Origin of the sequence: Dolichospermum sp. FACHB-1091 (genome assembly GCF_014697585.1) — a bacterium.
Classification (GTDB): domain Bacteria; phylum Cyanobacteriota; class Cyanobacteriia; order Cyanobacteriales; family Nostocaceae; genus Dolichospermum.
Window position 1 is genome coordinate 1 of sequence record NZ_JACJSB010000002.1, and the last position, 26,873, is coordinate 26,873.

Here is a 26,873-nt window from a genome sequence, read left to right on the forward strand (position 1 = left end):
ACTATTATCCGTTGCACCATCCCCTGTAACTAAACTATAAGTAAAGGTATTTCCTGTATCTGGGTCTGTGCTACTGAGATTACCAACCACTGTACCAATAACTTGATTTTCCGTAACTGTGCTATTAGAGAGTGTTAAGTCGGTAGGAGTTTCGTTAACGTTACTGACACCAATGGTTAATTGTTTCTCAAAGGATAACCCATCTTGGTCTGTTGTCCTCAGTCGAACGCTGTAACTGTTTTTAGTTTCAAAGTCAAATACAGAGTTGGTTTTGAGTTGATTATTGGTAATAGTGAATAAACTATTATCCGTTGCACCATCCCCTGTAACTAAACTATAAGTAAAGGTATTTCCTGTGTCTGGGTCTGTGGTGGTTAAATTACCGACTGTTGTTTGACCTTCATCAATTGTGGTGGTGTCAAGCGACAGGTCTGTGGGTGGGTTATTAAGAGTAGTAAATAGCTTAGTGATGAAAGCATCATCACCACCATTGTTAGTCTGCCCATCCAAGTCTCCTTCAGTATTACCACTGACATAGATTGCCCCATCACTACCTATGGTTAGGGATCTGGCAACGTCGTCAACGCCTGTTCCTAACAGCTTTGTCCAGACTTTGGTGCCATCAGCATTATATTTGGTGATGAAAGCATCATCACCACCATTGTTAGTCTGCCCGTCCAGGTTTCCTCTAGTATTACCACTGACATAGATTGCCCCATCACTACCTATGGTTAGGGATCTGGCAACGTCGTCACCGCCTGTTCCTAACAGCTTTGTCCAGACTTTGGTGCCATCAGCATTATATTTGGTGATGAAAGCATCATCACCACCATTATTAGTCTGCCCGTCCAGGTTTCCTCTAGTATTACCACTGACATAGATTGCCCCATCACTACCTATGGTTAGGGATCTGGCAACGTCGTCAACGCCTGTTCCTAACAGCTTTGTCCAGACTTTGGTGCCATCAGCATTATATTTGGTGATGAAAGCATCATCACCACCATTGTTAGTCTGCCCGTCCAGGTTTCCTCTAGTATTACCACTGACATAGATTGCCCCGTCACTACCTGTGGTTATGGATCTGGCAACGTCGTTATCGCTGGTTTCTAACAGCTTTGTCCAGACTTGACTCCCATCAGCATTATATTTAGTGACAAAAACATCGGTAATAATAGTAGTATTACTACTACTACTATTAATCAGTCCGGAAAGAATATCTATGGCAGAACCACTGGCAATATTACCACTGATATAAATAGACCCGTCACTACCTGTACTTAGGGCTGTGGCAATTTTGTTGTCAGTGGTCTCTAACTGCTTTGTCCAGATTTCGGTGCCATCGGCATTATACTTGGTAACGAAAGCATTAATAACACTGCTATTAGTCAGTAAGCCCAGGATGTCTATAGTAGAACCACTGATATAAATAGACCCGTCACTACCCGTACTTAGAGATGTAGCAACTTTGTTATCGGTGGTTCCTAACTGCTTTGTCCAGACTTGAGTGCCATCCGCATTATACTTGGTGATGAAAGCACTAACAACACTGCCATTAATCAATGCAGAGATTGGATCAGAAGCACTGATAGTATTAACACTGGCGTATATTGCCCCATCGCTGCCTGTAGTCAAGGCGGTGGCAATGTCGTTATCGCTGACTCCCAACAGCCTTGTCCAAGCTGTTGTGGCTGATAGTTCTACTGGGATTAACAGACCGGGTTGAGTAGCCATAATTCCTTTTGGTATAGAGTCTAAAATCAATTTTATGTGACAAACTTTTATCTATTTAGTATTTTTAGCTTCAAAGTAAAAATACTACTAATTTATGTTTTTATCAAGGCAAGCTGAAACAATCCTACCATTTTAAATAGGACTTACGCAAGTGTTACACTAAAAATCTATTGTAGGGGACATCAGATATCAACAATCCGTTTATTTGCCGGATTTGTGCGTTAGTCATGCACCTTACCAATGTGCCAGATGCGTAAGTCCTGTTGGTTTTTAATTTCTAATTTCTAATTTCTAATTTCTAATTCTCTTTTCCCTGTTCCCTGCTATAAATATAGTTTTTATATATTTTGATTTTTTGTCAATTATCGGGGAGTGAAGTTAATGAAGATATTAGTGCTGAGTTGGGAATTTCCACCCAGGATAGTCGGGGGAATTGCTCGTCACGTCGCTGAGTTGTACCCGGAACTGATCAAGTTAGGCCATGACATTCACCTCATTACCCCTGAATTTGGTCAAGCAGCCCTTTATGAAGTAGTGGAAGGGATTCATATTCATCGTGTCCATGTGGCTGCTAGTAACGATTTTTTTCACTGGGTGGTGAATTTAAATGAGAGTATGGGCGCTTATGGTGGTAAGTTGTTGAGGGAAAAGGGGCCATTTGATTTGATTCATGCCCATGATTGGTTAGTTGGTGATGCAGCGATCGCTCTTAAGTATATCTTTAAAATTCCCTTAATTGCCACCATTCACGCCACGGAACATGGACGTTACAATGGTATTCACAATGATACCCAACGCTATATTCATGATAAAGAATATGCACTGGCTGAAAATGCTTGGCGGGTAATCGTTTGTAGTGAATATATGCGTCGAGAAATCGGGCGATCGCTTTCTGTCCTTAGTGATAAAATTGACGTAATATATAATGGTATTCGCCCAGAAAAGAAACAACATGACAAAGATTTTCATCCTCAAGATTTTCGGCGACAATTTGCCAGAGATGATGAAAAAATTGTTTATTATCTTGGTCGCATGACCTACGAAAAAGGTGTACCTGTGTTACTTAATGCTGCTCCCAAGGTGCTTTGGGAAATGGGCGGTAATGTTAAATTTATCATAGTCGGTGGTGGTAATACTGAACATCTGAAACGTCAAGCTTGGGATTTAGGAATTTGGCACAAGTGTTACTTTACTGGGTTTCTCTCTGATGAATACTTAGATAGATTTCAAACTATCGCCGACTGTGCGGTTTTCCCCAGTCTTTATGAACCCTTTGGTATTGTTGCTTTGGAAAGTTTTGCCTCTCGCGTACCAGTCATAGTTTCCGATACTGGTGGTTTTCCTGAAGTAGTTCAACATACAAAAACGGGAATTACTACCTGGGTAAATGATCCTGACTCTGTAGCTTGGGGAATTTTAGAAGTTTTGAGAAACCCAGATTATTGTCAATGGTTAGTAAATAATGCCTATGCAGATTTAGAAACAAGATTTAGCTGGCCAAAATTAGGTAAGCAAACAGAAATGGTTTACGAAAGAACAGTCAAAGAACGAGGAGAAATTGTCTGGTAGTGATAAAAAACGGCATCAAACTCTAAATGAGAATTAAAGACTACTCTGATTATTAGCCGTAAAAAAACAGTACAAACCCTGTACGCTGGGAATTTAGCTCCTCAAATGCGAGAGTTAGAAATGATTGCTGTTTGCTTGACAAGATTTGAATATGACAAAAGCATTCCCAAATATATCGAGGCATTTGCAGAATGCAAAAAACAGCTTGTTGAGGGTGGTAAACCAAATTATCGGCCGTCTGACAGCACAGTTAAAGCAGTTCCTCAAGGATATCATTGCTGATCACCAAACTCCTGCCCCTGAACCTATTTATCAATTACCTAAATTAGCCGGTCCTGTTCATAACTTAGGTGGTGGTGGTACTGATGTTGATGATGCCATTCAATGGATGATTAATCAAGTCAGGGGAGGTAGTAACAGCGATATTAAAGTTAATGTTTTAGTGATTCGGGCTGCTGGTAAGGATGATTACAATCAGTTAATTTATTCCATGAAAGGTGTCAAATATGTAGAAACTCTCATCATTCGTAACCGCCAAGAAGCGAACAGAACGGATATTTTTGATAAAGTCAGAAATGCTGGAGTAATTTTCTTTGCTGGAGGTGATCAATGTGAATATATTCGTCACTGGAAAAACACTAAATTAGAAGTTGCTATCAAGTCAGTTTACGATAAAGGTGGTGCTATTGGTGGTACAAGTGCCGGCGCAATGATTCAAAGTGAATATGTTTATGATTCTTGCGCTTGTGTAGATAGCATTGAAACTTACGAAGCCCTTGATGACCCTTACAGAAATATTACCTTTACCTATAACTTTTTTCAGTGGAAGCATTTGCGAGGAACTATTATTGATACCCATTTTAATGAACGCAAAAGAATGGGGAGAATTATGGTTTTTATTGCTAGACAAATTCAAGATGGTGTATCTTCAACTGCTTTAGGGATAGCAATTAGTGAAGAAACTTCTGTATTGATTGATCAATATGGTATTGCTAAAGTTATGGGTAAAGGTGCAGCCTATTTTGTGTTAGGAGATCATCCCCCAGAAGTTTGTGAAAAAGGTACTCCTCTCACTTATCACGACTATAAAATTTGGCGAGTTTCTAGAGGTAACACTTTCGATTTAAATAAACTACCGTCACGAGGTTATTATCTCAGAAGTGTCAAGCGGGGAAGATTTGATTTAGATCCTTATTAGATATGAAGTTGCTAGTTATCTAGTTGAGGCTGGTAATGGGTAATGGGTAATGGGTAATTGGTGAGTAATTTTCTGTTTTCATCCTGTTCATCCTTTAATCTTGGATATCCTGATTATGACATTTTCCCTAACTAGCAACTTACGTTATTAGATATCAAGTAAATTTAGGTGTGTAAGTTAAAACGCACCTAATTTCTATATTGTATAATGCAAGAGGTTTTTAGCGATTTTACAGCAAGTAGCTTTGAGTGAGGTACACCTTGTGCGGGCAAGATGCCCGCACCACAAGAGTTTTATTATTAATATCTGTACTTTGTGAATATCGGAAACTGCTGTATATTTTTTTATATTTTTTTATATTTTTTACAGGGCTTGGTTTTTTCATGTCAACACATCTATTCATCATCGAGGTTTATTAGAATTACCTTGGATTTATTTGGGTAGTTTTTTAGCGAAATAGGTGGGAATTATGTTAAACAAATTTTTTCAGGTTCTTTCAGGGATTGAAACCAGCGCCGGCGATGATAAATCCCATCTACACAAGCAAAACCCGCCAGTACGGGTTGGAAATTTATCATTTATTTAGTCCACTTTCTGCGGACTTTGTTTGTGTAGCCGCGAATTCCATTCCCTGGGACTGGGACTATCTTCATCATTCTTTATTCTTTAAATAACGTAAGTTGCTAGTTAGGTAAATTGTCAAAATCAGGATATCCAGGATTAAAGGATGAACAGGATGAAAACCAGATATTTTATTACCAATTACCAATCACCAGCCCCAACTAGATAACTAGCAACTTGAGTTTGATACTCCCCATATACCTAATCTCCCAATCTCTGATTTTAATATTTACCTGTAAATATTCGTTCTGCAGGACCTGTCATGTAAATCCGGTTGTCAATTTCTGACCATTCAATTTCTAAGAGTCCACCCGGTAGTTCAATTGTGACAGTGTGATCGCATAAATCATTCAATACCCCTGCTACCAAGGATGCACAAGCACCTGTTCCACAAGCGAGGGTAATTCCTGCACCTCTTTCCCAGACTCGCATTTTCAAATAGTTACGATTTACTACTTGAATAAATTCAGTATTGGTTTTGTTAGGAAATACTGGATGCTGTTCAAATTGAGAACCAATGTTTTCTAAATTAATTGCAGCAACATCTTCCACAAATGTGATACAGTGGGGATTACCCATGCTGACGCAGGTAACATTCCAAATTTTCCCAGCTACTTGCAAGGGATGATTAATGACTTGAAGTTCATGAGATACTAAAGTTGTAGGAATTTTCCCCGCTAATAATGTAGGTTGACCCATATCTACTTTAACTTGACCACAATCTGTAAGTTGAGGTGTGATTACACCTGCTAAAGTATGAATATGATATTTATCTTTAGTCCGGTCAATACCTTCTAATTCTGTGATAAATGCGGCTAAACAGCGAATACCGTTCCCACACATTTCTGGTTCTGAACCGTCGGAGTTAAAAATCCGCATGGTGTAGTCAGTACCATTTTGTCCAGGAAGTGCGAAAATAATACCATCTGCCCCGATACCAAAATGACGGTCACACCACTGTACTGCTTTTTCTGGTGTCAGTACTGGTGTCAATGAGGAACGGTTATCAATGAGAATAAAATCATTACCGAGTCCGTGATACTTAGTAAATTCGATTGCCATTCTGCCTTCTGTAGATAATTTATCGGATATTCACTTATAATATATGCCTTATGTGAGTTGAGAAACAGGATGCTGTTCAAAAGTAAGAACATCAATAACAAAACGCTGATGCAGAAAAATCCGCAGAGTATGACTGGTCATTTTAGCGACAACATGGACGCAGAGACGGTCAACCTTCTTTCTCAGTAAAGGAAAGATCACAATAGTCTTAGATCATAGTCTTGGTCGCATAGGTGGGTATTTTTTAGTAGAAGAATTAGCTAAAATTTCACAAGTTTGTATTTATGATAGAGCCGGATAAAGACTTGATTATTAATTATAATATCCTGAAGATTATTGACTAACATTTGTCAATAATTACTTTTTTATTCATGTCCTTTACAGTTTAATACTTTTACTATGTCTACTCAACGCATAATTCAAATTATATACACAGATGGTGCTTGTACAGGTAATCCCGGCCCTGGCGGTTGGGGTACAGTAGTCTATTTTGATGATGGTTCAGTTCATGAAATGGGTGATTCATCCCAACATACCACTAATAATAAAATGGAAATGCAAGCGGCGATCGCGGCATTGGAATTTTTTAAATCATCTGGACAAACTCAACCTATTACCCTGTACACTGATAGTGAATATCTGATTAATTCTATTACTAAATGGATGCCAGGTTGGAAAAGGAAAGGCTGGAAAAAATCAGATGGTAATCCTGTCCAAAATCAAGACCTTTTGGAAATCCTTGATCAACTTAATAGCCGACTGATACAATGGCAACACGTCCGGGGACATTCTGGTAATATTGGTAATGAACGCTGTGATGCGATCGCTCGCTGCTTCGCTAACGGTAAAACCCCTAACCTCCAACAGTTATTCCCCAACTCTGTTTACGAAACTTTACCTAAAATCAGTGAAATGAGTGAATCACTAGTATCTGATTATCCGATCAACTCTACAATAATAATTAATCAAAATACACTGGAAAGCAGTTCATCTGTATCAGATATAACCATTATGGAACCTTCTACTGCCCCAACCGCGACTACAACCAACGAACAACCCATTGAAATCAGGGTTTCACAACTTCGTAACTTAGTGGAAACTTTGCGTATTGCGGACGAAATTGCCGAAAAAGGCTACCTAATCACCAGTTCAGAATTAGCAGACTTAATGAGTGTTCACTCTAGCGCCGTTACCAGCAGAGGTGATGAATGGCGCTGGCGAAATTGGATAGTTTCACGGGTAAGACGTGAAGGTAATCAAATTCTTTGGGAACTGGAACGTGGAGACAAAATAGAAACCGAAATAGAATGAACAATGAAGAGGGAATAGAGTCGCCAGTTTTTCGGTGTATACTTTTTTAAGTAAATTTTGTATCTCATTCAACAATACCCTGGCCAAATTAAAAAAGTCTTGATTCCTAGGTGGGGTTGAGGTTTGTTTAACCCCACCTCCAAAAAAATATTGATTCAGTTGTTGTTAAGTTCCTAACATTTGCAAATTGTGCAAAGTAGCATAAAATCCCTCTTGTTGCAACAATTCTTCATGACTACCCTGTTCAATCAATTCTCCCCGCTTCAACACAAAAATCCGGTCTACATTACGAATCGTAGACAAACGGTGAGCAATAATAATTGCTGTACGCCTTATCAGCAACTCATTTAAAGCCTCTTGAACTAAAGCCTCAGTCCCCACGTCCAAACTAGCTGTAGCTTCGTCTAGCACCAAAATTTCCGGGTTACGAATAGCAGCCCGCGCAAAGGCTAAAAGTTGTTTTTGACCACTAGAAATATTTGTCGCCCGTTCTCGCAATTGAGTATCATAACCCTGGGGTAGTTGATTAATAAACGCTGCGACATTGGTTTTCACCGCTGCTTGTTCAATTTCTGCAAAACTGTAATCATCACCTAAAGTAATGTTACTTTTCACATCACCCGCAAACAAAAACGCCTCCTGCAAAATTACTGTCATATAACTTCGCAGTTCCCTTTGGGGAATTTCGCGGATATCCACACCGTCAATTAGAATACGTCCTTGAGTTGGTTCATAAAGACGACACAACAAGCGAATAATCGAACTTTTCCCCGCACCTGTCGGACCGACTAAAGCGACTTTTTCCCCTGGGTAAATAGTAAAGTCTAAATTTTTAATCACATAATCATCATCATTATAAGCAAAGGAAACATTTTCAAACTTAATTTCCCCCAAGGGGGGAATAGGTGTAAAATCTTGAGTTTCTAACTTAGAGATGATCTGATCAATGTAACCAAATTCCAAATTTTTAATTGCACTTTCAGAACCTGGGTAATCTTTAATTTCAATGGGTTCATCTAAAATATCAATTACTCGTTCAATGGACGTAAAACCAGATTGAATCACGGTAAATTTTTCGGCAAAATTCCGCAAGGGTTCAAAGAATTGTTGGGCATATAAAATAAATGCTGATAAAATCCCAAAGGTGATTTGTTGATTTAACAATAACCCCCCACCTAACCATAATACCCCAGCAATAGCAATTAAAGCAACCCATTCTAGGGTGGCAGAAACCGCTGAATCAAACCAAATACTAGTATCTACTTCTTTAACATAACGTTGATTAGCAGCCCGAAATAACTCCAAATTAACTTTTTCTCGGCGGAATAATTGGACTACATTAATACCAACAATATTTTCTTGGAGTTGAGAATTGAGTCGAGAAAGTTCTTCTCTGCTTTTATAATTAGCTGCCCGATATTGCTGTTGAAAATAAATTATTAACCAAGTGACTGGGAAAAGAATAAATATCAACAAACAAGCAAGTTGCCATTGAATTGAAAACATCAATCCAACAATCACTACCATAGATAATAAATCAGAAATAATACCTATAGCCCCAGTGGAAAAAACATCTCCTAAACTTTCTACATCACTAGTAAGTCTAGTAATTAATTTACCTACGGGTGTACTATCAAAAAAACGTACAGCTAAAGATGTCACATGATCAAATAAATCCTCACGAATAGCCGCTGTGATTTTTTGTCCTAATTTCTGAACTAAATAACCTTGTACACCTATTAATACTAAGCGGGTAGCCGTTGCTATCAGTAACATCCCAATGAGAATATTTAAACCCTGCCATAGGGGCATATTTTGCAAAAATTGATATGTACTCGGTTCTTTGCGAATTAAAGAAACCGCTTGTCCGACTAACATGGGTTTAATAGCACTAGCAACAGCAATAGGAATTAGCAGTAACATAGATACCGCCAATAATTTGCCATAACGACGACCATAGGGTACTAAGCGCAAAAATAACCGCCAGTCATTTTCTCGAGGGCGGTATACCGTATCCGATTTAACTTGAGATGGGTAGATGCTCATAAATAGGAAATAGGGAATTGAAAACCGTTGAAACTTGCAAAAGTGAATTTATAACTGAATGCTAACTAATTTTTTTCAAAAATTAAACCATTGATTTCTTGACACTTGATCTCTGCGGCTTGATAGGCCAGCAAATATTCTTGGCCACCCAACATAACATCACCATAATAATCATAAGGCGCTTCACCATAAATAGGTAAAGGATCATCCTCTGGATAATCTTCCTGAGATTCTTCAATTACGGCTTTTAACTTCTTAACGCTGAGACTTTGAGCCGGAAAATAATAAAGTTCTTGGGGCTTTTTTTGGAGAAAAGGAAGTGTAGGATCAATAATCACATCATTAACTTCAATCCAACCATGTTCAACGGGTTTATATGGCTTACCCGCAAATACTAAAAAGCCTTGTACATACTTTGCCCCCTCAGTCACTAAAACCGCTTTATAAGCATTATCAAAAGGTTTTTTGGCTTTACTTTTGATCGTGTTTGCAACTTGATGAGACAGAGTTTCATCTAATACTTTATTCATTGGATAAATCCTCCTTTAATTATGCCGGCAATTATCTGTTAATTTTTGGTTTAGCATTAAGTAATTTTAGCAAATTTGGGATCATTTTTACTTTTTTTGGGTAAATTTAATATTTTATTTGTTGTTTCTGTCCCAGTTATTTCATATTCAGGAACAAAAACAGAAAAAACAGAAATTAGGGGTAATTCCTGGATTACCCCTATAATCAGGCCATTAGCCATATCCTAATAATAAATTCCCTGACCTTCAACAGGATATTTTAAAAGTATCATCAGGAATAAATAAACCTAATTTGAATTATTTTTATTTGGGTTTTTATTTGGGTTTTTATTGGGGGTTTTTTGTGGTGCAGGAGTTACCGCTGCTGGTTTAGAAACTTCTTGCTTGTAAAAGCGAACCACCTGCTGCACATAACCAGCCGTAAAGCCCTTATCGCAGCCAGTATAGTTACCAGTCATCCACCAACAAGCAACACCACGCACAGCAGCATTCTCATCGTTTTTAGTGGCTGCAAATTGCTTATTTAACTCACGGGTGGTGATACAAGAAACAACTTGACGGGCTACCTTGGGATCATTTTCAAACTGAGTTGGTGTTAATTCTTTTTTCAGACAATTTCTCGTCCAACCTTTGAGAGTGTCCGGTTTAACTTGCCATTCACTATAATATCCATCATTGCGCTTTTTCGTTTTCGGTGCAGCTAGTCGCAAAGCTTCTACCATGGCTGCGACTTGGGTATCAGAAGCAGGAGGTTTCGCTTGCGCTAAAGACGGTAAAAATCCCAAACCAATAATCATAGTGCTAAACATCAATGCTATCGGGTTTTTCTTCATGACTCAATTTCTGATTCAAAACATCAAAATATAGCATATAACAACAGTAGATAATTCAGTCAAGAATTTTCTTCACTCCGTGTCCTCTGTGTCTGGAGTGGTTAGTTCAAAAAAGAATTTTAAGGCTAAACCAGAGACAAAGAGAGAGTTTAAAAGTATCAATCATCTACAAATTTCTTTTCTGCTATTCTCAACTTAGCAGAACGAGAACGGGGGTTTTCTTTTATTTCCGCTTCCGTAGCCATAATTGGTTTTTTTGTTAAAATTCGCAAGAAGGGTAAGTTTCTTAAACCGTGTTTAACTATTCTATCTTCTAAGCTGTGAAAACTGATAATTGCTATTTTTCCACCGGGAATAAGGGCTGTTGGTGCTTTTTGTATTAAGGTTTCTAAGACATTTAATTCATCATTGACTGCTATTCGCAGGGCTTGGAAAACACGGGTGGCAGGGTGTATTCTTCCGTAGCGATATTTAGGAGGAACAGAGTAGGCGATCGCATTTGCTAATTCTGTAGTAGTATTAAATGGGCGATTTTCTACTATTCTTCTAGCTATTTTTCTGGAAAGTCTCTCTTCACCATATTTAAAGAAAATATCTGCCAATTCTTTCTCGTCCCATTCATTGATAATATCTCCAGCGGTGAGAGATTGTTGTTGGTTCATACGCATATCTAAATTAGCAGTATTTCTAAAACTAAAACCTCGTTCTGGATGATCTAAATGATAGGAACTTACTCCCAAATCTGCTAAAATTCCATGATAGGTATTTTCTAGAAATTGGTAATTTGCAAAATTGCTATGAATAAAATTCACTCTATTTCCAAATTCCGCTAAATTCTCTTTGGCTGCATTTAAAGCATCTAAATCTTGGTCAACGGCGGTAATTTTCACATCTTCAGCAGTTGCTAAGATTAAGCGACTGTGACCTCCACCACCAACGGTTAAATCTAAATAATGTCCACCAGGTTGGATATTTAAACCTGTGATTACTTCTTGACTGAGAACGGGAATATGGGAAAATGTAATTTCTTCTAAATTTAGGGGTGTTTGTAAATCTGATTTGCTCATTAATTTATTTGATTAATTTATGAAAATGTAACTGCTTTTTGCTTTTTAATGACAGAATGAAAATCAATTCCTTTCCAATCTTTAAATAGTTCCGCAATTTGTTCTAATGTGGTAAAATTGTCTGTAAAATATTCAAATTGGCAACGATCAAGATTGAGAAAAAAACTCAAAAAGCTACAATGATCTTTTACACCAAAACCAAGGGGACAATCAACACGCCAATTATCTATACTTGTGCCATATTCATGAATAACTTCGCATATTTTTTCAATCCTACCAGAATATTTTTGACATAATTCTAATAATTCAAGAGGATTTTTACCGATATCACAAAATAACTCTATTGCTTGATAGGTTAAATTGGTAAGACGATATTTAAAATCAATTAATGATTGACAAATATCTAAGGCTTCTAAAAATTTTTGTTCAGATGTTTTGTTCATTTTTGCTTATCTGCTTTAGTTATCATTTAGTTATCATTATAGACCAAGGGTATTTATTTTGAGCTATTTTATGAGCATCTAATTGATTCATACCTTGATTAATTACCAAATCTGATTCAAGAATTTCATGCTTTAGTAAAACCTCATCACTATCAATTTCTTCTCCTAGTGTCATTCTTTCCCAACTTTCAGCCATACGCAAATCAGGGATAAATTGATATTGTAACACTCCCCTACCAAAAGCATACTGTTTAGCTCGTTCAATATCCTCACAATTTAATTGATACCGATTGGCTATTTTGAGAATATCGTCTTTTGATTCTATAATTTTATCATAAGCTTTCATAGCTTCTTTGAGATATTTTTTCTCATATTGATTAAGATAAGACCATCTATCATTAAGAGAGATTTCACCATTTGCTTGATTGGGGTTAGATGCTGGAATATTAGACAATTTCTTAATCTTTATAGCTGAAAATGAACACCTTTTTTATTTCATTCTAACGGAAAACCGCCATATTTGTCAATGATTTGATCAATATGTTCCATAATCTTAATAGTCTCCGATATGATGGAAATAATATTTTGATAATGACTAATATCATCAAAATTTAATTGTCTTCCTTTTCTGTCTTTCAACCATTTTTGACAAACTTGATAACCACCAATATAAAAATTCCAGATTTGTTGCGGAACTTGATCAAAATACTGTTCAGCATTTATCCAGATTTGTTGATGATTTTCATGATATTTGACTTGTTCGACCATATCAGAACCAGGAATAGGATAGGTAGAAATTTCTGTTCCTGTTTCTTTCATTAAATGGTATTTGACTAGTTTATCACCTTTGATCACTAATTCCCAAAAAAGTGCAGCATTGGCGGTTAAAGGAACACGAGGAAAATCAATCTTTAAAAATTCGGCGTAACGTTGACGGTAAATAGGAGCATGAAAGATAGCGTAAATGTAATTAAAAATGTCCTCTGGTCCAAAGGTTTTAGTTTTATCTCCTTTTCCATCAGAAATAAATTCTAAATCTAGTTTTTGAGAAAATTGTGTAATAAATTCTGGGGATAAATTCGGTTTACGTTCATGAGAATGATTAATGACATTATTATCAAGAGTAGGCTTATTAGTTGGGTAAAGGTAAAGAGGAAAAATTTGATTACCCTCACGACTCGTAGTAGAAACAACACAAGATTCAGGAACGTGCATAGAAACCCAACAATGTCTATAACCTAAAGTTGCTTGTTGTCTTGAAGATAACAAACATAAATTATATTTTCTAAAAACATGATCGAGTAATTCTCGTCTAGGATAATCCATTGTCGCATAACTAAAATAACAGTAACGCCAATCAAAAGGACGATATAAACAAGTAATTATTTTAGCTTTCCATTGATTATCAGAACGAATTAATTTACGAGATTTATCTAATTGCCAATCTCGATTATCTTTGATATTATATTTATCAGCATATTCTTGATTAGATAAATTATTCTCTCGTAATTCCTGAATTTTTTTAGTCATACTTTCTTCATCAAAATCAATAGCAAAATGGTCTCTATGAGTTTGAAAACCTAAAACATTAACACTCATTATTTCGTTAATTTTCCACATTTGCTCATATTCACTTCTTAAATCAATATTTTGAGGCTTAAATAAATAAAATGGTGTATTTGGTGCTAATTGTTCCCAATTAGTAGAATTAATATCATTTTCCCCTAACCAATGATACTTACCACCAACTAACTCTTTATTTTCATAAACTTCTCTAGAACCCCATAAATCAGCATGATAAACTGTTGCTAATTGTTTCTGACTATTTTGTTCTTTATTTTGATATTTAATAAAAAATCCAATTGCTACCCCTTGCTGAATATCAAAAACATTTTGATCTGCTGAACCGTCAGGACAAACTTCTTTCTTCTTACTATTACCATGTAGATCTAAAACATAAATCTCATCAAAAGTTTCCATTAAACTTTGACGCATACCCCGAAAAGTGGGGTTATCTAAATAACCATGATTGGTAATAAAAGCTAAAATTCCGTAACCTGTTTTTTCAATTCTCCATTGACTAAACCGGATAAATTTTACATAATCATCATTTAACCATTTAGGATTTTTTTCACCTAAAGGTTTTCCGTCAACTTCAAAATAATTTCCTGTTTCACAATTATAAATACTATCTTCACCCTTCAAAAGATTTTTGATCCAATCACCTGTGTTTACAGAGTGTCCAGAATAAGGAGGATTTCCCAAAATTACCATAACTGGATTTTCTTGTTTAATAAGCTTTGCTGCTTCTGCTTCTTGTTTAATTCGATAACCAAAACTAACCATTTGATCTTCTAACTGAAAAGCCTCTTGTAAAGTATTAGTTAAATAAATCCTTAACCGTTCCTCAGAACTAAAATCATAACCCAATTCTTGCAACTGTAAAACTAATTTTATATGTGCTACAGTATAGGGAGCCATTAATAACTCAAAACCAAATAATCGCGGTAATAAATGTTGACTAACATAACTTGACCACATTCCCCTTTGATTTTTAAACTTATCATAAATAAAATCAATGACATTGTGAATAAAAGTTCCCGTTCCCACCGCAGGATCTAAAATCAAAACTTGATGGGTTTCGATAGTTCCCTCACCCTTGGGATTAGGAACTTTAATCTTTTTAGAATCTGCTAAACCCTTACTAATATTAAACTTATGTTTGAGAATATAATCTACACTTTTGACAATATAATTAACTACAGGTTCAGGAGTATAATAAACCCCTCTTGATTCTCGCATTTTAGGGTCATATTCCGCCAAAAACGTTTCATAAAAATGGACAACAGGGTCTTCTGTGCGAGTCCGTTTACCAAAATTTTTGAGAATTTCCGCCATTTCCGTTTGTTGGAGAATAAGCGCTAAATTATCTACAGCCCAACTAATTCTATCATCTAAATCAGGTCCGGCTATTTGTCCAAAAATACTTCTTAAAAATGGGTTAGTTTTCGGTAATTTAAACGCTGCTGTTTCCCGTGAAAAAGTCTGAACATTATCAGTATTACACCGCGCTGCAAATAAACCATAACAAATGGTTTGGGCGTACATATCCGCAAATTGTTCAACGGTTAAATCCTTAATTAATACTCGTTGAAATGATTCCAACTGTTCCCGTAAAGTTCCCCCTTTATCCACATCATGCAACGCTGTTTTAATAGCATCTCTCATCAATTGAGCTAAACTAGCCATACGTTTAGCTAAATCCTTGGGTGTCGTGATTTGGGGAACTTTAGCTAATAAAAATTGCTGCAAAAGTTGGTCAACTTCCTGCATTCCTTCCTGATCAACTTTGATTTTTTTGTTTTTATCAATAGTTCCCAAAGCAGCAGATAGTTTTAACTCTCCTTGGACATACCAACGAAACTCTAAATAATCAGTTAAAATCAAATTACCCAAAGCCTGAAAATAACGCCCCATTTGAGCAGTTTTTTCCGCTTTTTTCAGAGAAACACCAATATCTTTAGCCTCCATATAACCAACATCTAAAACACCATTTTTGATCACAAAATCCGGCGCACCACAAGCGATTCTTTTCGGTTCATTAATAGCTTGAATACCAGAATCTAAAGACTCCATTAACTTCTTCAAAGCTGGACGATAACTATGCTCAGTAGCATTTTGTCCATGATAAACTTGAGTAACTTCCTGAAAATAAACTTGCAAATACTTCATAACTGAATCATACCCCTTAAAAAACTCTGCTTCTCCAACTTTGCACCTCTGGGTGAGCTAAAAAAAATTAGCCATAGATAGCCATAGATACTAATTAGGGTAATTATAAATTAAATCTATCTTGCTAGGAGTCAAAAACCAGCAAAACTACCCAAATATTGATATAATTGTCAAGAACTCAATACCAATCATCATCTGATACATGAAAAAAGTCAAAACTCTTAATCCCCTATATATCAAGCTTCCCTATAATAATTGAAGTACAAGTTAATCTTAGCGGGTCAATTGACAACATCCACAACGGGAGAACAGCAAAATCTATGAGTAGAATAGAAACCCGCACCGAACCGATGGTGCTAAATATGGGTCCTCATCACCCATCAATGCACGGAGTTTTGCGCTTAATCATGACCTTAGATGGTGAAGATGTCGTTGACTGTGAACCAGTTATAGGCTATTTACACCGGGGGATGGAGAAAATTGCCGAAAACCGTTCTACAATCATGTATGTCCCCTACGTTAGCCGTTGGGACTACGCTGCGGGGATGTTTAATGAAGCGGTGACAGTCAACGCACCGGAAAAATTAGCGGGTATTACCGTACCCAAACGCGCCAGCTATATCCGTGTGATCATGCTGGAACTCAACCGCATTGCTAACCACCTCTTATGGTTTGGTCCATTCTTAGCTGACGTTGGCGCCCAAACACCCTTTTTCTACCAATTCCGGGAACGGGAAATGATTTATGATCTGTGGGAAGCCGCCACAGGCTACCGCATGGTTAATCATAACTATTTCCGTGTTGGTGGTGTGGCCGTTGACTTACCCTATGGTTGGGTAGATAAGTGTTTAGATTTTTGTGATTACTTTATCCCCAAAGTTGATGAGTATGAACGCTTAGTTACCAATAATCCCATTTTCCGCCGCCGTATTGAAGGTCTGGGAACTATTACCCGTGAAGAAGCTATTAATTGGGGGCTTTCTGGTCCGATGTTACGCGCTTCTGGGGTAAAATGGGATTTACGGAAGGTTGACCACTATGAATGTTACGATGATTTTGATTGGGATGTTCAGTGGGAAACTGTAGGCGATTGTCTTGCTCGTTACATGGTACGGATGCGAGAAATGCGCGAATCTGTAAAAATCATTCGCCAAGCTATTGCAGGATTACCCGGAGGACCCTACGAAAACCTGGAAGCGAAACGGTTAATGGCTGGAAAAAAATCTGAATGGGATGGTTTTGATTACCAGTTCGTGGCTAAAAAAGTTGCTCCTACTTTTAAAGTTCCTAAAGGTGAAATTTACTCCCGTGTTGAAAGTGGTAAGGGAGAATTGGGAATTTACCTAGTTGGTGATAATAATGTTTTCCCCTGGCGCTGGAAAATTCGCGCCGCAGATTTCAACAACCTACAAATTCTTCCCCATTTACTCCGAGGAATGAAGGTAGCGGATATTGTTGTTATTCTCGGTAGTATTGACGTAATTATGGGTTCTGTTGATAGATAATCAATAGGAAACAACCAAATTTAGTAGGGACGTTTCCTGGAACGTCTCTACATTTCTAATGTTTAAGTTGAAATTGTTGACTATGATTTTGGAATAAAGGACGAACAATTATATACCCAGCTGCAAAACCAGTAATCATAATTAATACAATGGTGATTAATAAATTCCAGCCGCTTAACTCCTTTGTATTAGACATGGTAGGACGAGAAAAGCGTACCTTTTTTTCTTCTATAAATACCCTTTGTGACCCTGTAGCATTAATATTCGTACCAGATACGGCTGCACCCTGGTGATGGTTTTGAGAATGTGTATTTTTTATGACTGCTTTTTTTTGGGGTTTAGTCTCTTGACGTGGAGGTGCTGCGGTAACTTTCGGCTTATTTATAGGCTTATTTGTAGGCTTATTTGTATATCTTACCTCATGGTTATTACTGATTGGAGGTTGAATTTGAGTTGAAGATTTGACTCGTTTATTAGGCTCAGGTGCTACGGGAAAACTAGGTGCTGAAGCATCAACTAACCTTTGTAGTTCTAAGCAAGACTCAATTACTTTGGTAATTTCTTGACGCAGTTGTTGATTTTCTTGGGCTAGTTTTTGATTGTGATTTGTGACTACATCCAACTTTGATTGTACTGCTTGTAACTCCACTGTCAATTCCCGATAAACATACAGAGGGACAGAGGGAGGGTAGCTGATAGGTGGTTGGCTATAGTTAGAAGCTGTAGATGTTTTCATGGATATTTTAGTATCAAAATCCGGTAATTAGAGTCCAACTAGAATAAGAATATAGTTATTTATGAGATTATGCCTAAGAATAATGTAAAATTACACAAAAGGCAAAAATTTCCAATTAACTAATTACAACTCCTAGTATGTTGCTAATTATATGTTATTAATAAAACTTATTTAAAACCGTCAATCAATTAGATAGAATATGTCCTATGTCCAATCAATTAAGCTTAGATTTTTCTAAAAGCATTGAATTACAGCAGTTTTCCATACCTGACGCGGAACTGATTCTTTATCCTTTTTGCTTCCCAAAACAGGAAAGTGATGTCATTTTCCAGACTTTATTAACGGAAGTTGAATGGCGACAAGATAAGATAAAATTATACGGTAAAGAGACCAATATACCTAGACTGACGGCATGGTATGGGGATCTCGGTAGATCTTATACATATTCAAATATTACCATGAATCCTATACCTTGGACACCTGTTTTATTTTCTATTAAGAATAGAGTTGAAGAAATAGTTAAAATATCCTTTAATAGTGTATTGATTAATCTTTATCGTTATGGTAAAGATGGTGTTGCATGGCATTCTGATGATGAACCAGAATTAGGGAAAAATCCAATTATTGCCTCTGTGAGTTTTGGGGGTGAAAGAAAATTTCAACTTCGACATAGATTTAACAAAGCATTAGAAAAAGTAGCATTTAATTTGACCCATGGTAGCTTGTTAATTATGAAAGGTAAAACCCAGGAATATTGGCAACATCAAATCCCTAAGACTGCAAAGCCTGTAATGGCGAGAATAAATCTCACCTTTAGGACTATAAAATGAATTTGTTTGCAGAATTTCTCACACACCACATATTTAGACTAAGTTCTTGATTTCTCTTTGTCCATGTATGGCCTCTACCTAAGACAAAAAAGATGTCGTTTATGATTGTAAATTCCTTAATGTTCTTTGCAAAAATTTACCCCATTCTGCGGCCAGGGGAACTTCTGTAAAAGGAACACAAATTGATTTAGAACTAGTTAATAAAAACTGCAATTCAATTTTTCTACCTTTTTGGGGAGGATTTTCTAGATCTACCGCATTACCATTCACTAAAAAGCGAATTTCCTTAACATCTAATAAAGAAAAAGTTTCTAATGCAATTGGTCCTTTAGTTGTTGGTTTTCCCCAAGTAATATAATTACCTTTTTGAGCTAATACAGCATAAATATCATATTTAGCTCGTTCAAATTCTTCAGCCCAAATCCGATAAGCTTCAAGTTTCTGATATTCCTGTGAACCTTGCCACGCTAACCAGAAAAATGCTACCAATAAAGGCAACCATAAAAGACCACGTTCCATATCTTGTATTTATCTGTGTTTATCTGTGTTTATCTGCGGTTAATTTTCATAACCGTATGCACCAAAACGAGAAACATTCCACCGTCACCTGTCAGCGACTATAGCCTAAATTTTCCCAAAAATACCATAATATAAGTTATTGTAGTGAACAAACTGACAAGAAGCGGTGATAAGCGGATATGAAAAAACTTATATTATTGTGCTTGTTCGTTGTGGGACTGACTACTGCGGTGTTTGGATTTCTACATTTTCAGGGACTTGCAGTTAAAGGTGAATTTGAGACAATTTTGCTGGATTTTCGGGAAGATATGGCAGAAAATGCCATTCAAAAGGATTTACAAGCGATCGCTCAACAATATCATGTTACACCTCAATTGGATAATAAATATTCAGCGGCGGATCATGTATATATTATCAAAGGCGATCGTCAAAGAATCACAGATTTAAAAAAATCCCCATTGGCCAAAGTTACGGAATTTATTGAACCCAATTACATTTACAAAACTGTACCGACAGGAAAATCCACCTGGTTGGGGGAAATTTTAGCACCAGAAAACGACAAAGAAGCAAATTCCTCTTTAATTGGTCCTAATGACCAGTATTATAGCAAACAGTGGAATTTGCACAAAATCGGTATAGAATCTGCTTGGACACGCACTAAAGGCGGTGGTATCACTGTTGCTGTCATTGATACTGGTATTACTAAAGTCCGTGATTTATATGAAACCAAATTTGTCAAAGGCTATGATTTTGTGAATGATACAGAACAAGCTAAAGACGATAATGGACATGGTACTCATGTCGCTGGTACAGTTGCCCAAGCTACTAATAACAGTTATGGTGTAGCTGGAGTAGCTTACGAAGCAAATCTTATGCCCCTAAAAGTATTAAATGCTGACGGTGCAGGGACAGTAGCCGATATTGCTGAAGCAATCAAATTTGCCGCTGATAATGGTGCAGATATAATTAATATGAGCTTAGGTGGTGGTGGAGAAAGCCAACTTATGGCCGAGGCGATTAATTACGCCCATAATAAAGGTGTAACTATTATAGCCGCCGCTGGGAATGAAAACACTAATGGCGTTAGTTATCCTGCCCGTTATCCTCATGTTATCGGTGTTGCGGCCTTTGGTCCTGACGGTGAAAGAGCATCTTATTCTAATTATGGTGCAGGTGTGGACATTTCCGCCCCTGGTGGTAGTGAAACTGGGACAATTCTCCAAGAAACTATTAACGAAGAAGGTGAGGGTCTATTTCTCGGACTACAAGGAACAAGTATGGCTTCTCCCCACGTTGCGGGTGTAGCTGCATTAATTAAAGCTTTGGGAATTAAAGAACCCAATGAAATTTTACAGGTTCTCCAGCAGTCAGCCAGAGTTATTCAAGATGATGGTTTAAACTATTATGGGGCTGGACAACTTAACGCCGAAGCAGCGGTTAAATTAGCTAGTGATGGTATAATTAGTGTTCCTGACTTTTTCCGGTGGTTGCGAGAAAACGGCTATCTAAATCCTGGTTTTTGGATAGATGGCGGTGCGATCGCTTTATTGCCTAAAATACTCATGGTGATAGGTTCTTATCTCCTGGCTTGGTTTTTACGGGTTTATTTTCCCTTCGCTTGGAGTTGGTCTTTATCTAGCGGTTTGATTTTTGGTAGTTCTGGCTTATTTTTCCTCAAAGGAATTTATATCTTTGACCTTCCCCAATGGCCTTTCCGGCTTTTAGGTAGTTCCATTCCCGAACTAGGAAACACTTTACAGGGAACAGACGCATTAAATCCTCTTTTTGCCAGTGTCTTAATTCCCTTTGTTTTGATAGCCTTATTTTTAGGACATCCTATTGGGAAATGGTTTGCTATTGGTTCAACTTTAGGCATAACAGCTTTCTTAACAGTTAGTGCTATTTATAGTCCTACTGTTTGGGGTTTAGCAAATAGCAACCTATCACGAATCTTCCTTCTTGTCAATGCCCTACTTTGTTATGGACTAGCCCGTTTAGCTGTGAAGAAGGACTGTTGACTGTTCCCTAAGCTCTAGTTAGTTCTTTGCTGTAAAGCTTTTTGTGCTTCTTCTCTGTCGTCAAAGTGGATTTTCTCAGTTCCCATAATTTGATAGTCTTCATGGCCTTTTCCGGCCAATAATACACCGTCTCCGGGTTGAGCTTGGAGAATTGCTGTATGAATTGCGGTAGCGCGATCGCTGATAACTATTGGTTGTAATATATCAGGAATACCTGCCAATATGTCCTGTAATATCTTTTCTGGATCTTCTGTGCGGGGATTATCTGATGTCACCACAACTAAATCAGCCAGTTCTGCCGCTATTTTACCCATTTTTGGACGTTTAGTGCGATCTCTGTCTCCACCACAACCAAACACACAAATCATTTTACCAGGAATAAACGGCCGAGCAGCTTTGAGCAAATTTTCCAGACTATCGGGAGTATGGGCATAATCCACAATCACGCTAATATCTTGTTGTGGATTAAGTACCCGTTCCATGCGTCCAGGAACGCCGGGAAACTCAGGAATGGTATTTGCTACCAAATCTAAATTTAACCCTAAATGGAGAGCCGCAGCGACCGCAGCCAAGAGATTTTCGAGATTATATTGACCAACTAAAGGGGAACTAAAAGCTGTATTTCCTTGAGGAGTATGTAAAATTCCACTGACACCATTTGGTTGATAATTTAAATCACTCATCCAAAAATTGGCGGTATTATTGTTAACGCTATAACTCCAAACCTGGTCGGATTTTGTGGACGTAATTAAGCGTTGACAGTAGGCATCATCGGCGTTAAGAATTGCTTTTCCTTGGAGATAGTCTGGACTAAATAGCAATGCTTTCGCGGCGAAATAGTCTTCCATATCCCTATGATAATCTAAATGGTCTTGAGTGAGATTAGTAAAGACTCCGACCTCAAAATCACAATTTAACACTCTACCCTGGGCTAAAGCGTGAGAACTAACTTCCATAACGACGGTTTCACAACCAGCATTAAGAGCATTGGCTAATTGCTGTTGTAAATCCACAGCAAAGGGAGTAGTATTCACAGATTTTTGTTCAAAACCAGGCCAACGGGTGTAAAGAGTGCCAATTAAAGCCGTCGGTAAACTAGATTTTGTGAGAAAATACTCAATTAAGTGGGTAGTGGTCGTTTTCCCGTTTGTCCCCGTTACACCCACCATTTTGAGTTTTTGTCCGGGATAACCATAAAAAGCTGCGGCTATTTGAGCGCAGGTTTTAGTCATATTATCGCTACTAATGACTAGAGAATTTGGTGAAGGGGGAGTTTTAAGAATTGCTGCGGAGGAAACAATGGCCGCTACCGCACCAGCAGCTAAAGCACTTGGCCAAAACTCCCCACCATCTACTCTAGTTCCTGGCATTCCCAAAAACAAATCTCCGGTCGTACAAGCATGAGAATTTGTTTTCAGCCCCTGAATATCAATATCCGGTATATTTACAGGAGTTCCAATTCCATCTACAGTCGCTAATAATTCCCGTAATTTCATCTGTACCAACCTCGCCACAAGCTTGTCTTGGGCTTATTTAAACATGATTTTGTAGTTTATGGGGAAATTTTATGATCAAGGTGTTTTCGTTTTACTTGATGCTTGACCAATTCTACCGCCAATTGGATTGCTGCTTTCATACTTGTTGCGTCAGCAATACCCTTTCCCGCAATATCAAAAGCTGTTCCGTGGTCTGGTGAAGTCCGTACATAAGGTAAACCAATGGTAGTATTTACAGCCCGATCAAAAGCCATTAATTTAACAGGAATTAAACCTTGGTCGTGATAAAGTGCTAAATAAGCATCAGCGGGATTTTTGACCTCACCATTTCCATACCAAGCCAGACCAGGTTTTACCCACATTGTATCTGGAGGTATTGGTCCTTCTAACTGATTTAGGGAGTTTTTGGCGCGGTGTTTTTGGCGTTCTGACTCCAACCAGGGAATTAACCAGTCTATTTCTTCCGTTCCCAATTGTCCCATTTCTCCACTGTGGGGATTTAAACCGGAGATCACAATTCTCCAATTTTTCAGCCCAAAATCATTTTCCAAACACTCTACCAGCAAATCTAGTTTTTTTGTTAATAATTCTGGCGTTAATGTATTGGCTACTTGACATAAGGGAATATGTGTGGTAGCAAGTAAAGTACGGAGTGTCCAACCGGTCAAGGGAGATTGTGCCACAAACAACATTCCAAACCGGTCTTTGGAGATATTAAAGCCAGCCCTAGCGGCTAAAAGTTCCGTTTGTCCCGGATAGTTGTAACCTGCGGCTTTCCAGGCTGATTTAGCGATAGGTCCTGTGACAATTCCATCAAATTCACCCGCCAAAGTTTGAGATATGGCATATTCCATATAAGCAAAACTCGCCGCACCACTGGCCGCATTACCCACACCCGTGACAATTTCACCAACAGTAGGTAGGTCAATAATAGACAAATCAGCGGGATTTGCCAAAATTAGATCATTATCAATATTTTTACTGATATTTTCATAAGTTATAGTTATTAAATTTTTGTTACCTACTACCGTCAGATCACAATTTTGGGTCACTTGTGGATCTGCTAAAGCCTTCAAAATTACTTCTGGTCCGATACCAGCCGGATCTCCTAGCGTTAATACCAACCGTGGGCGTTTATTTTCATTGGTCATGTTGGGTAATGGGTAATGGGTAATGGGTAATGGGTAATTGGTAATGGGTAATTGGTAATGGGTAATTGGTAATGGGTAATGGGTAATTGGTAATGGGTAATGGGTAATGGGTAATGGGTAATTGGTAATTGGTAATGGTAATAACTCTACCTCCTCAACTGTTCCCTGTCACCTGTAACCTGTCCCCTGTTCCCTGTAACCTGTCCCCTGTTCCCTGTAACCTGTCCCCTGTTCCCTGTAACCTGTCCCCTGTTCCCTGTAACCTGTCCCCTGTTCCCTGTTCCCTGTTCCCTGTTCCCTGTTCCCAAATTGGTTTAGAATAATTAAAAAGGTCTAACTCAATAAATAGTTCTAATAGACTGAGTTGAACCGACACACAGGAAAGATAAATCTAATCATCCACAAAGGAGAATTGCAGCAAATGAGCGGTGAAATGTTAAATGCAGCTATATTACCTTTTAGTCTCATCTTCGTAGGTTGGGCTATCGGTGCTTTGTTACTGAAAATTCAAGGTGCGGAAGAATAAAGCCAATTCAAGATATTTGTGAGATTATGGTGCGTTCGCAACGCACCCTACAAAACAAAAAATGTCAATCTTGAGTTTTCATTTTCCAACCTGGTTTGACTACCTGACGACTACGTGCAATTACTAAGGCATCATCGGCGATATCTTCTGTAACCGTTGAACCTGCGGCGATGTAGACATCATTCCCGATAGTAATAGGTGCAACTAGAACACTATTAGAACCGGTTTTGGTGCGATCGCCGATAATTGTTCTATGCTTATTCACACCGTCATAATTAGCAGTAATTGTCCCCGCACCGACATTTACCTGAGTTCCGGCGGTCGTATCACCTAAATATGAGAGATGTGACACATTAGTGCGATCGCCCAATTGAGTGTTTTTCAACTCGACAAAATTACCAATTCTACAACCTACACCCACATGAGCATGACCGCGTAAATGGGCATAGGGACCAATGCGGGTATTATTCTGAATAATACTATCCGTGACTACAGAATATAGGACAGTGACATTTTCACCCAAGTCGCTATTTTCAATTAAACTTCCCGGTCCAATGCGACTACCAGACTTAATTACCGTCTTCCCACGCAAATGGGTTTGAGGTTCAATAATCACATCTGGCTGTAATTCCACAGTTTCATCAATAGTAATACTAGCCGGGTTAATTAACGTCACACCTGCTAATAACCATTTTGCCTGAATGCGTCTTTGGAAAATATCATTAGCAGCCGCCAATTGTAATCTATCATTAATTCCCAAAATTTCTTGGTAATCTTGAACATCTACCGCCATTACCTTACCCACCTGAGTTACAGCATCAGTGAGGTAATATTCTTTTTGGGCATTATTAGCTTGTAAATGTGGTAAAATGTTAGCCAAATCTGGCCAACGAAAGCAGTAAATACCAGCATTTACTCGGTCATTTTCTCTTTGATTAGGAGTGCAATCTTTATCCTCAATTATTTTTTGGACAATACCTTCACTATCACGAAAAACCCTACCATAACCTTGAGGATTTGCCAATTGTGCAGTCAGAATAGTACAGGAATTATGATTTTCTTGGTGAGTTTGTAAGAGAGTTTTTAAAGTTTCAGTTCGCAACAAAGGGACATCACCATTTAAAATTAATAAATCCCCAGTATAATCTTGTAAATAGGGAAGTAATTGTTGGATAGCATGACCCGTACCTAATTGTACAGTTTGTTCCACAAACTCCACGCCATGAATGGAATCAATAGCCGTTTTTACTTCCTGAGACTGATAACCAACAATCACTAATTTGCGTGAAGGTGAAAGAGGTTCAGCACTTTCAATAACGCGTTCCACCAAAGATTTTCCACCCAAAGAATGTAAAACTTTAGGCAGATTAGATTTCATTCTTGTTCCTTTTCCTGCCGCGAGAATTGCTACAACAACCATAATTAACTATCAGTAAATTTGCGATAAATGCTTTTTTGATTTGCTCCCTTCCAGATGATAAGATGTTACGCAACTTGGGTTAATATTTTATAGCTTAGAATCCTTGCAGTAAGGCTTTTGGGCAAAAAAGTAAATGCGTAACATATCATATCAGTTAATCATGGGTATTGGAAGTTTCGTGAAGACCAAATTCCCCCCAGACCACAAATTTTCGATAATTTCTAATGGTATTCTATCAAATTCTTGTGAGGTAAGCATTTTGTCCACCCTAATTATGCAGATTAAATTATGACATATTTATAATACCCCATAAGATTATATAGCGATCCTACAGCAGTTTTCATCTATTTAAACCAGACTTTGATTACCTTCTTCCTTTGCGCCTTCCTTACTTTGCGCCTACCCTTCGGGATCTCTAAGAGAGATTGCGCGAAACAAAGACCGTGGTTCATTTCCCTGAAATTCGCTGTAAATAAGACGTGAATACCTCTTTTTTTTCTACCTCTGTGTCCTCTGTGTCCTAGTAGGT

The 26,873-nt window shown here is 37.8% G+C and carries 21 protein-coding genes; 7 read left to right on the forward strand and 14 right to left on the reverse strand.

What is annotated here, in order from left to right; all coding sequences use genetic code 11:
- Nucleotides 1-1,731, reverse strand: a 1,731-nt coding sequence (locus tag H6G25_RS01120; RefSeq protein ID WP_199319619.1) for a hypothetical protein, incomplete at its 3' end; no start/stop codon positions are given.
- Between the two features lie 381 nt (nucleotides 1,732-2,112).
- Here H6G25_RS01120 and H6G25_RS01125 point away from each other — a divergent pair.
- Nucleotides 2,113-3,300: a glycosyltransferase family 4 protein gene (locus H6G25_RS01125; protein ID WP_190390918.1), complete on the forward strand. Its 1,188-nt coding sequence runs from the start codon at nucleotides 2,113-2,115 to the stop codon at nucleotides 3,298-3,300.
- A 151-nt stretch (nucleotides 3,301-3,451) separates the two neighbouring features.
- Nucleotides 3,452-4,498, forward strand: a complete 1,047-nt coding sequence (locus H6G25_RS01130) for a Type 1 glutamine amidotransferase-like domain-containing protein (RefSeq protein ID WP_190390919.1) — start codon at nucleotides 3,452-3,454, stop codon at nucleotides 4,496-4,498.
- Nucleotides 4,499-5,341: 843 nt separating this feature from the next.
- On the opposite strand, the gene dapF is transcribed toward H6G25_RS01130, so the two are convergent.
- Nucleotides 5,342-6,181, reverse strand: coding sequence for a diaminopimelate epimerase (gene dapF, locus H6G25_RS01135; RefSeq protein WP_190390920.1), 840 nt, complete (start codon nucleotides 6,179-6,181; stop codon nucleotides 5,342-5,344).
- Between the two features lie 399 nt (nucleotides 6,182-6,580).
- Between dapF and rnhA the strand changes: the two genes are divergently transcribed.
- A complete protein-coding gene (rnhA, locus tag H6G25_RS01140; RefSeq protein ID WP_190390921.1) occupies nucleotides 6,581-7,492 on the forward strand; it encodes a ribonuclease HI in 912 nt (303 codons plus the stop codon).
- Nucleotides 7,493-7,657: 165 nt separating this feature from the next.
- Here rnhA and H6G25_RS01145 read toward each other — a convergent pair whose 3' ends face one another.
- The 7 genes from H6G25_RS01145 to H6G25_RS01175 form a co-directional block, all read right to left on the reverse strand.
- The gene (locus H6G25_RS01145; protein ID WP_190390922.1) at nucleotides 7,658-9,538 is read right to left on the reverse strand and encodes an ABC transporter ATP-binding protein; all 1,881 of its coding nucleotides are present in this window, start codon (nucleotides 9,536-9,538) and stop codon (nucleotides 7,658-7,660) included.
- 65 nt (nucleotides 9,539-9,603) lie between these two features.
- Complete coding sequence (locus tag H6G25_RS01150) at nucleotides 9,604-10,068, reverse strand: hypothetical protein (protein WP_190390923.1); 465 nt, start codon at nucleotides 10,066-10,068, stop codon at nucleotides 9,604-9,606.
- A 287-nt stretch (nucleotides 10,069-10,355) separates the two neighbouring features.
- A complete protein-coding gene (locus tag H6G25_RS01155) occupies nucleotides 10,356-10,901 on the reverse strand; it encodes a hypothetical protein (RefSeq protein ID WP_190390924.1) in 546 nt (181 codons plus the stop codon).
- Between the two features lie 158 nt (nucleotides 10,902-11,059).
- Nucleotides 11,060-11,968 (reverse strand): 16S rRNA (cytosine(1402)-N(4))-methyltransferase RsmH, encoded by a 909-nt coding sequence (gene rsmH, locus H6G25_RS01160; RefSeq protein WP_190390925.1) that lies wholly within the window; start codon nucleotides 11,966-11,968, stop codon nucleotides 11,060-11,062.
- Between the two features lie 17 nt (nucleotides 11,969-11,985).
- Nucleotides 11,986-12,411, reverse strand: a complete 426-nt coding sequence (locus H6G25_RS01165) for a hypothetical protein (RefSeq protein ID WP_190390926.1) — start codon at nucleotides 12,409-12,411, stop codon at nucleotides 11,986-11,988.
- A gap of 22 nt (nucleotides 12,412-12,433) precedes the next feature.
- Nucleotides 12,434-12,865: a hypothetical protein gene (locus tag H6G25_RS01170; RefSeq protein ID WP_199290986.1), complete on the reverse strand. Its 432-nt coding sequence runs from the start codon at nucleotides 12,863-12,865 to the stop codon at nucleotides 12,434-12,436.
- A gap of 41 nt (nucleotides 12,866-12,906) precedes the next feature.
- Nucleotides 12,907-16,143: a type ISP restriction/modification enzyme gene (locus tag H6G25_RS01175; RefSeq protein WP_190390927.1), complete on the reverse strand. Its 3,237-nt coding sequence runs from the start codon at nucleotides 16,141-16,143 to the stop codon at nucleotides 12,907-12,909.
- A 320-nt stretch (nucleotides 16,144-16,463) separates the two neighbouring features.
- Between H6G25_RS01175 and H6G25_RS01180 the strand changes: the two genes are divergently transcribed.
- Nucleotides 16,464-17,648, forward strand: a complete 1,185-nt coding sequence (locus H6G25_RS01180; RefSeq protein ID WP_028083481.1) for an NAD(P)H-quinone oxidoreductase subunit H — start codon at nucleotides 16,464-16,466, stop codon at nucleotides 17,646-17,648.
- A gap of 55 nt (nucleotides 17,649-17,703) precedes the next feature.
- On the opposite strand, the gene H6G25_RS01185 is transcribed toward H6G25_RS01180, so the two are convergent.
- Nucleotides 17,704-18,384 carry a hypothetical protein gene (locus H6G25_RS01185; protein WP_190390928.1) on the reverse strand — a complete coding sequence of 227 codons (681 nt, stop codon included), beginning with the start codon at nucleotides 18,382-18,384 and terminating at the stop codon, nucleotides 17,704-17,706.
- Nucleotides 18,385-18,590: 206 nt separating this feature from the next.
- On the opposite strand from H6G25_RS01185, the gene H6G25_RS01190 reads away from it, so the two are divergent.
- Nucleotides 18,591-19,214, forward strand: a complete 624-nt coding sequence (locus H6G25_RS01190) for an alpha-ketoglutarate-dependent dioxygenase AlkB (RefSeq protein ID WP_190390929.1) — start codon at nucleotides 18,591-18,593, stop codon at nucleotides 19,212-19,214.
- Between the two features lie 99 nt (nucleotides 19,215-19,313).
- On the opposite strand, the gene H6G25_RS01195 is transcribed toward H6G25_RS01190, so the two are convergent.
- The gene (locus H6G25_RS01195; protein WP_190390930.1) at nucleotides 19,314-19,733 is read right to left on the reverse strand and encodes a hypothetical protein; all 420 of its coding nucleotides are present in this window, start codon (nucleotides 19,731-19,733) and stop codon (nucleotides 19,314-19,316) included.
- A gap of 179 nt (nucleotides 19,734-19,912) precedes the next feature.
- On the opposite strand from H6G25_RS01195, the gene H6G25_RS01200 reads away from it, so the two are divergent.
- Complete coding sequence (locus H6G25_RS01200; protein ID WP_190390931.1) at nucleotides 19,913-21,751, forward strand: S8 family peptidase; 1,839 nt, start codon at nucleotides 19,913-19,915, stop codon at nucleotides 21,749-21,751.
- Nucleotides 21,752-21,765: 14 nt separating this feature from the next.
- Here the strand turns inward: H6G25_RS01200 and H6G25_RS01205 are convergent, their stop codons facing one another.
- A complete protein-coding gene (locus H6G25_RS01205) occupies nucleotides 21,766-23,247 on the reverse strand; it encodes a UDP-N-acetylmuramoyl-L-alanyl-D-glutamate--2,6-diaminopimelate ligase (RefSeq protein WP_190390932.1) in 1,482 nt (493 codons plus the stop codon).
- Nucleotides 23,248-23,303: 56 nt separating this feature from the next.
- Complete coding sequence (pdxA, locus tag H6G25_RS01210; protein WP_190390933.1) at nucleotides 23,304-24,398, reverse strand: 4-hydroxythreonine-4-phosphate dehydrogenase PdxA; 1,095 nt, start codon at nucleotides 24,396-24,398, stop codon at nucleotides 23,304-23,306.
- Between the two features lie 421 nt (nucleotides 24,399-24,819).
- Here pdxA and H6G25_RS01215 point away from each other — a divergent pair, with 421 nt between their 5' ends.
- Nucleotides 24,820-24,924: a PetM family cytochrome b6-f complex subunit 7 gene (locus H6G25_RS01215; RefSeq protein WP_190390934.1), complete on the forward strand. Its 105-nt coding sequence runs from the start codon at nucleotides 24,820-24,822 to the stop codon at nucleotides 24,922-24,924.
- Nucleotides 24,925-24,988: 64 nt separating this feature from the next.
- On the opposite strand, the gene glmU is transcribed toward H6G25_RS01215, so the two are convergent.
- Nucleotides 24,989-26,344: a bifunctional UDP-N-acetylglucosamine diphosphorylase/glucosamine-1-phosphate N-acetyltransferase GlmU gene (gene glmU, locus H6G25_RS01220; RefSeq protein ID WP_190390935.1), complete on the reverse strand. Its 1,356-nt coding sequence runs from the start codon at nucleotides 26,342-26,344 to the stop codon at nucleotides 24,989-24,991.
- Between the last annotated feature and the right edge of the window lie 529 nt (nucleotides 26,345-26,873).